The sequence below is a fragment of the Phyllobacterium sp. P5_D12 genome, from assembly GCF_054049495.1.
Map to the genome: position 1 here is coordinate 1 of NZ_JBFUMG010000211.1, position 7427 is coordinate 7427.

The following is a 7427-nucleotide window of genomic DNA, read 5'->3' on the forward strand; positions in this document are numbered from 1 at the left end:
TATTTTTAGCGCCACGATGGTCAAACATGGCAAACCCGCACCGGATCTTTTTCTATTGGCTGCGAAAACGATGAAGGTCGAGCCGAAGGACTGCCTCGTGATTGAGGATAGCCCGGCCGGGATCGAAGCGGCCAAGAGTGCCGGCATGCGGGTCTTTGCTTTCACAGGCGGTACGCATTCGCGCGGCGGACGGCTCGAGGCTGCACTTGCGTCCCGCAAGCCAGACCGTATATTCAGCGACATGTTGGAGTTGCCGGGCTTGCTCACGCAGGAAGCCACACCGAAAGTTCGTTGATGCCGGAATATGTCTGCGCTGTAGATGTCGGGACAGGTAGCGCGCGTGCGGGTATTCTCGATGCCAGTGGAAAACTCCTTGGTCGCGTCGAACATCCAATCCTGATGAACCAGCCGCTTACGGGTCATGCGGAGCATGATTCGGAAGACATATGGAAATCCGTCTGCGTCGCCGTACAGGGCGCTGTTGCCGCGTCCAGAGTCGATCCCTCCCATGTCGTTGGCATAAGTTTTGACGCTACCTGTTCTCTCGTCGTTCGAGATGAAGAAGGCAGTCAACTGACCGTCTCGACGTCCGGCGAGAAACGTTGGGATACAATCGTGTGGCTCGATCACCGCGCGTTGGATGAGGCGGATGAATGCACGGCGACCGGTCACAAAGTGCTGAGCTATCTCGGCGGCGTCATGTCGCCGGAAATGCAGACGCCGAAGCTGATGTGGCTGAAACGCCATCTGCCGGAGACATGGAACAAAGCCGGCTATTTCTTCGACCTTGCCGATTATCTGAGCTGGAAAGCATCAGGTTCGCTGGCCCGTTCGCAATGCACCCTGACTTGCAAATGGACTTACCTTGCGCATGAGCTGGAGGGCTGGCAGCCGGATTATCTTGAAACCATCGGCCTGGAGGATCTGGTTGAGCGCGGCAATCTGCCCGAGCGTGCCAGTCCCATGGGGGCAGATGTCGGGCGGTTGACGCCCGAAGCTGCCAAGGCTCTCGGGCTGACCACGTCCTGTCACGTTGGGGCGGGGTTGATCGATGCTTATGCCGGTGCACTCGGCGTACTCGGCGGCTTTGCCGGCGATCTGTCACAAATCGATCGCCACCTCGCGCTGATCGCTGGTACATCGAGCTGCCTTATGGCGCTATCCCAGGAGCCGATTTCATTCAGTGGGGGCTGGGGCCCGTATTATGGCGTTGCCCTGCCGGATTGCTGGCTCAGCGAAGGCGGCCAGTCCGTTACCGGAGCATTGCTGGACCATATCACCCGCTGGCATGGAGCCGTCGGCGATCCGAATGCTGCCGTACACAAGAAAATCACCGAGCGGATCATGGAACTGCGCGAAAGGGAAGGGCCGGATCTCGCCAGCCGCCTGCACGTTCTTCCGGATTTTCATGGTAACCGCTCACCGCTCGCCGATCCACACGCCGTAGGAGTAATCAGTGGTCTGACACTGGACGCATCGTTCGATAGCCTTTGTCGCCTCTACTGGCGCACCTGTGTCGGGATCGCGCTGGGTGTCCGGCACATCCTCGATGCGCTCAACGACAAGGGCTATGCCATCGACACGATGCACGTGACAGGTGGCCATACCAAAAGCCCCTTGCTGATGGAGCTTTATGCGGACGCTACCGGCTGCACGGTCATCACGTCGGCGGCCGAAGATGCCGTACTGCTCGGCACGGCCATGGTCGCTGCGACGGCAGCCGGCCTCTATCCCGACCTGCCTTCCGCCTGCATGGCCATGAAACAGGGGGGCCGGCCACGCCAAGCTGACCCGGCCGCGCGGGATCGCCTCGACAGGGATTACCGCATTTTCCTTGAGATGCATGCCCAGCGCAAAGTGCTGGATACGCTGCAGTAACGAAAATTGTGGAATGCAGTGTGCCGGCCTGACCCTCCCCCCCTGTGGGGAGGGACGGAGCGAAGCGACGGGGAGGGGCCTCTAGTTCTATTTAAGCGACCCCTCCCGGCTGCTGCGCAGCCACCCTCCCCACAAGGGGGAGGGTTTGGCGGCTGATCCTAATGCGCCTCATCCCAATTATGCGCCGCGCGCGCATCGACATGCAGCGGCACTGACAGAGACACCGCGGGCATGGCAGCATTTTCCATGACATGACGAATGACCGGAATAGTCGCCTCGACCTCCTCGTCGACAGTCTCGAAGATCAATTCGTCATGCACTTGCAGCAGCATGCGAGCCGAGAGCTTGGCTTCATCCAAGGCAGATTCCATGCGCACCATGGCGCGGCGAATGATATCGGCCGCTGAGCCCTGGATCGGCGCGTTGATCGCGGCCCGCTCGTTGAACGCCCTATGTGTCGGGTTGGACGACCGTATTTCCGGATAGTGCGCGCGCCGGCCGAAGATCGTCTCGACATAGCCATGCTGGCGGGCGAATGCTTTCGTCGCTTCCATGTAATCCTTGATCCCCGGGAAACGATCGAAATAAGTGCGGATATATTGGCCGGCCTCCTCGCGCGGAATGGACAGCTGATTGGCGAGGCCGAATGCCGAAATGCCGTAGATGATGCCGAAGTTGATCGCCTTGGCGCGGCGCCGAACCTCCGAAGGCATATCCTTCACCGGCACGCCGAACATTTCGGAGGCAGTCATGGCGTGAATGTCGATGCCATCGGCAAAAGCCTGCGTCAGTTGCGGAATTTCGGCGACATGCGCCAGCACGCGCAATTCGATCTGGCTGTAGTCGGCGGAAATCAGCTTGTTTCCCGGCTCGGCAATAAAGGCGGTGCGGATCTTGCGGCCCTCGCTCGTGCGCACCGGAATGTTCTGCAGGTTCGGCTCGGAAGAAGACAGGCGGCCCGTCGAGGTCGCCGCCATGGCGTAGGAGGTGTGCACACGCTTGGTCCGGGGGTTGATATAGCCGGGCAGGGCGTCGGTGTAGGTCGATTTAAGCTTCGTCAGCTGACGCCAGTCGACGATCTTGCGTGGCAGCTCGTGACCCTCCGCAGCAAGATCTTCAAGGAGTTGGGCCGATGTGGACCATTGCCCGGTCTTCGTCTTGGAACCACCGGGCAGGCCCATCTTGCCAAACAGGATATCGCCCATCTGCTTCGGCGAGCCGATATTGATCTTCTCGCCAGCGAGCCGGTAAATGTCTTCCTCGATTGCTGCGGCGGATTGGGCGAGATCACCCGACAGGCGCGAAAGAATCTGGCGATCAACGGAAATCCCGCGCTCTTCCATGCGCGCGAGCACAGGTATAAGCGGCCGCTCCAGCCGCTCATACACTGACATCAACCCGTCAGCGACGAGACGAGGCTTTAGCAGACGCCAGAGCTGCAAGGTGACATCGGCATCTTCCGCCGCATATTCCGTTGCGCGCTCGATGGAAACCTTGTCGAAGGTGACCGATGACTTGCCCGAGCCAATCAACTCCTTGTGGGCGAGCGGCTTGTGACCCAGCCAGCGATCGCAAAGACTGTCCATGCTGTGACTGCCTTCACCGGCATCGAGCACATAGGAGATAAGCATCGTATCGTCGAGTGGATGAAGATCGATGCCGTAGCGGTGCATGACCAGCCACTCATATTTCATGCTGTGCGCTATCTTGAGGACCGACGCGTCTTCGAGGAGCGGCTTCAACATGCGAAACACTTCGCGCTCGGGTATCTGGTGCTCGATCAGCCCGCCGCCGAGAAGATCGCCGTCGCCTGATACGTGATTGATCGGGATATAGGCGGCACGTCCCGGCCGCGTCGCCAGCGACAGTCCAACGACTTCGGTCTGCATAGGGTCTGAGGACGTGGTTTCCGTGTCGAAAGCGATGACACCCGATGCCATCGCTTCGTCGATCCAGACCTGTAGGGCAGCAACATCCCGAATGGTGGCATAGGAACTGCGGTCGATCTTGGCCGCAAGCGCCTGGTCGGTGCGGGATTTTACCAGATCGGCCGGTGTCCCCTCTACATTCCCATAAGCTGGCTTGGCGCTGGTCGGTGCTGCCGATGCAGCGGGTTTTGGCGGGTTGGGGAGATCGTCTCCGGATGCGATATCAAGGTCAGGTCCGTGCGCCTCTGCAACAGCCTGGATGGGCACGTTTGCCGGTTCGATCTCGCTGGCTTCGACGCCCGTTGCCTCTGCCGCACGGCGCGTTAATGCATTGAACTCCATTGCCTTGAGAAAGGCGACGAGCTTGGGGCCATTCTGAGGTTCCAGGCTAAAATCCTCGATGCCGACGTCGACCGGCGTATCTGTCTTCAAAGTTACCAATTGGCGGGAGATGCGGGCTTGTTCCGCATACTGGATAATGTTCTCGCGCCGCTTTTGCTGCTTGATCTCGCCGGCCCGTGCAAGCAGCGTATCGAGATCGCCGAATTCCTCCAGCAATTGCGCCGCCGTTTTCGGTCCGATGCCGGGAATTCCCGGCACGTTGTCGGTTGAATCGCCGGTCATCGCCTGCAGGTCGATCATCTTCTCAGGCGGTACGCCCCATTTCTCGATGACGTCGGGGATGCGGATCTGCTTGTCCTTCATGCTGTCGTACATCGTCACCATCGGCGTGACGAGCTGCATCAGATCCTTGTCTGAAGAGATGATGGTGACCTCCGCGCCCGCCGCTTCGGCCTGGCGGGCATAGGTGGCGATCAGATCGTCCGCCTCGTAGCCGTCTTTTTCGATGCAGGGCAGGTTGAAAGCCTTGGTTGCCTGGCGAATCAGGCCGAACTGCGGAATGAGATCTTCCGGTGGTGCCGAGCGGTTTGCCTTGTATTCCGGATAGATTTCCTTGCGGAATGTATGCGACGAATAATCGAAGATCACGGCAAAGTGTGTGGGCGTATCGCGGACGGACGTGTCGCGCGCTTCCCGCAGCAGCTTCCACAGCATGTTACAGAAACCCGACACAGCGCCGACCGGCAAACCGTCGGATTTGCGGGTCAGAGGAGGTAATGCGTGATAGGCTCTGAAGATATAACCGGAACCGTCGACGAGGAAGAGATGATCACCTTTTTTCATGGCGCCTACGATTAAATGATGATCGGGAAAAAGGGAATGCGGTGTCTTTCGGTTTCGCGGAAACTACCCGTGGAAACATAATCATCCTGACATTTGCGCATCACACCTTTGTTACAAATATGTAATCTCTTGTGCCCTTGAATTGCCACGGTTTGCCCCCCAAATCCATACTTGTCGACGTTAGATCGATGTCCGGTTTATAAGGCTCGTCCCCCGCCTAACACCGGACTTGCGGCCAGCCTCATCCCCCTCTCCAGGGTTGACCGCAAAGTGAGTGTAGTGATCTGGTCGCCTGTGGTCCCCCCGCCACGGCGGCCATTTCTTTTGGGCAATGGGACGCAGCAATTTTATGTGCCGCCGCATCCAAAATGCGCTAAGAAGAACTCCCTTCACGAATTCCAGCCTTTCAGGAAATAGCATGTCAGCTCTCGAACCTGTGTTGAATACGCTCGATAATAATTTGGATAAAAGCCTGGAGCGACTTTTCGATCTCCTGAAAATCAAGTCCATCTCGACGGATCCCGCCTTCAAATCCGAATGCCGCAGGGCAGCCGAATGGCTGGCTGCCGATCTGAAATCGATCGGGTTTGAAGCCAGCGTCCGGGACACGCCGGGCCATCCCATGGTCGTTGGCCATCATGAAGGGCCAGGCGCCGATGCGCCCCACGTACTGTTCTATGGTCACTACGACGTGCAGCCGGTTGATCCGCTCAATCTGTGGGATCACGATCCTTTCGAACCGGCGATCAAGGATGTCGGTAATGGCCGCAAGATTCTGACAGGTCGCGGCACATCCGATGACAAGGGCCAGCTGATGACGTTCGTCGAAGCTTGCCGCGCGTACAAGGAAGTGCACGGCAAGTTGCCGGTCAAGATCTCCATTCTCTTTGAGGGCGAAGAGGAATCGGGCTCGCCATCGCTTAAGCCGTTTCTCGACGCTCACCGGGACGAATTGAAGGCGGATTTTGCTCTCGTCTGCGACACGGGCATGTGGGACGGAGAGACACCGGCGATCTCGGTTGGTCTGCGTGGTCTTGTCGGCGAAGAAATCGTCATCAAGGCTGCGGATCGCGATCTTCATTCCGGCATGTTTGGCGGCGCTGCCGCCAACCCGATCCGCATCCTCACCAAGATTCTTGCCGATATTCACGACGAGAATGGCGCGGTGACCATTCCTGGCTTCTATGACGGGGTTGAGGAAACGCCAACGCAGATACTGCAGATGTGGAAGGGGCTCGATGCCACGCCGGAGAATTTCCTGGGGCCAGTCGGCCTTTCGATACCATCCGGGGAGAAGGGCCGTTCGCTCCTCGAACTGATCTGGGCGCGCCCGACCGCCGAATTCAATGGCATCACTGGCGGCTATACGGGGCAGGGCTTCAAGACTGTGATCGCGGCTGAAGCCTCTGCCAAAGTGTCGTTCCGGCTTGTGCACAAGCAGGATCCGGCGAAAATCCGCGAAGCTTTCCGTGCTTTCGTACGCGAACGTGTTGCCGCCGATTGCTCGGTCGAGTTCCATGAACACGGTGCATCTCCCGCAATCCAGCTTTCCTACGAATCGCCGCTGCTAAGCAAGGCGAAGAACGCTTTGAGCGACGAGTGGCCAAAGCCTGCCGTGTTGATCGCCATGGGCGGATCGATTCCGATCGTCGGGGATTTCCAGCGTATGCTCGGCATGGAATCGCTGCTCGTGGGCTTCGGGCTGGAGGATGACCGCATCCACTCTCCGAATGAAAAATATGAGCTGACCTCTTTCCACAAGGGTCAGCGCTCCTGGGCGCGCATTCTCGACGCTTTGGCAATTCCAGGAAAAGTGTGACAGGAAACGACGATGACAATCCGCTTTCACCGCAATGATCTGCCCGACCTCAAGCACTATCAGGTCGATGCTGTTGCAATCGACACCGAAACGCTCGGGCTCAATCCGCATCGCGACCGGCTCTGCGTCGTGCAGATATCACCGGGCAATGGTTCGGCGGATGTTATCCAGATCGACAAGGGTCAGACAGCGGCGCCCAATCTCGTCAAATTGCTTGGCGACGACGCCATCACCAAGATTTTCCACTTCGGACGGTTTGATCTGGCGGTACTTTTCCACGCTTTTGGGGTCATGCCGAAGCCGGTGTTCTGCACGAAGATCGCCTCGCGTCTGGTGCGGACATACACGGACCGCCATGGCCTGAAGGATCTCTGCAGCGAGCTCTTGGAAGTCAATCTCTCCAAGCAGCAGCAATCATCGGATTGGGGCGCGCCCGATCTGTCGCAGGCGCAGCTGGAATATGCCGCTTCAGATGTCCTTTATCTGCACCGTCTACGCACGATCCTGCAGCAGCGGCTCATTCGCGATGGGCGTTCGGAGGAAGCGGCCGCTTGCTTCGAGTTCCTTCCAACCCGCTCCAGGCTCGATCTGATGGGATGGGATGAACAGGATATCTT

Annotated in this window: 5 protein-coding genes; 4 read left to right on the top strand and 1 reads right to left on the bottom strand. The window is 58.5% G+C overall.

What is annotated here, in order from left to right; translation table 11 throughout:
* The coding region (locus ACXJ5O_RS14700) for an HAD family hydrolase (protein ID WP_457300530.1) at positions 1-295 on the top strand (295 nt) is incomplete at its 5' end.
* A complete protein-coding gene (locus ACXJ5O_RS14705; RefSeq protein ID WP_457300531.1) occupies positions 295-1878 on the top strand; it encodes an FGGY-family carbohydrate kinase in 1584 nt (527 codons plus the stop codon). The genes ACXJ5O_RS14700 and ACXJ5O_RS14705, both read left to right, overlap by 1 nt.
* A 158-nt stretch (positions 1879-2036) precedes the next feature.
* On the opposite strand, the gene polA is transcribed toward ACXJ5O_RS14705, so the two are convergent.
* A complete protein-coding gene (gene polA, locus ACXJ5O_RS14710) occupies positions 2037-4991 on the bottom strand; it encodes a DNA polymerase I (RefSeq protein WP_457300532.1) in 2955 nt (984 codons plus the stop codon).
* A 418-nt stretch (positions 4992-5409) separates the two neighbouring features.
* Here polA and ACXJ5O_RS14715 point away from each other — a divergent pair, with 418 nt between their 5' ends.
* Together ACXJ5O_RS14715 and ACXJ5O_RS14720 are read left to right on the top strand one after the other, a co-directional pair.
* Entirely contained in the window at positions 5410-6810 is a 1401-nt protein-coding gene (locus ACXJ5O_RS14715) for a M20/M25/M40 family metallo-hydrolase (RefSeq protein ID WP_457300533.1), read from the top strand.
* A gap of 12 nt (positions 6811-6822) precedes the next feature.
* A partial coding sequence (locus ACXJ5O_RS14720; protein WP_457300534.1) for a ribonuclease D occupies positions 6823-7427 on the top strand: 605 nt, incomplete at its 3' end.

Bases quoted from the DNA above. Each gene is read 5' to 3' on its own strand.
- ACXJ5O_RS14705 (WP_457300531.1), top strand. From the start codon at position 295: ATGCCGGAATATGTCTGCGCTGTAGATGTCGGGACAGGTAGCGCGCGT.
- polA (WP_457300532.1), bottom strand. From the start codon at position 4,991: ATGAAAAAAGGTGATCATCTCTTCCTCGTCGACGGTTCCGGTTATATC.
- ACXJ5O_RS14715 (WP_457300533.1), top strand. From the start codon at position 5,410: ATGTCAGCTCTCGAACCTGTGTTGAATACGCTCGATAATAATTTGGAT.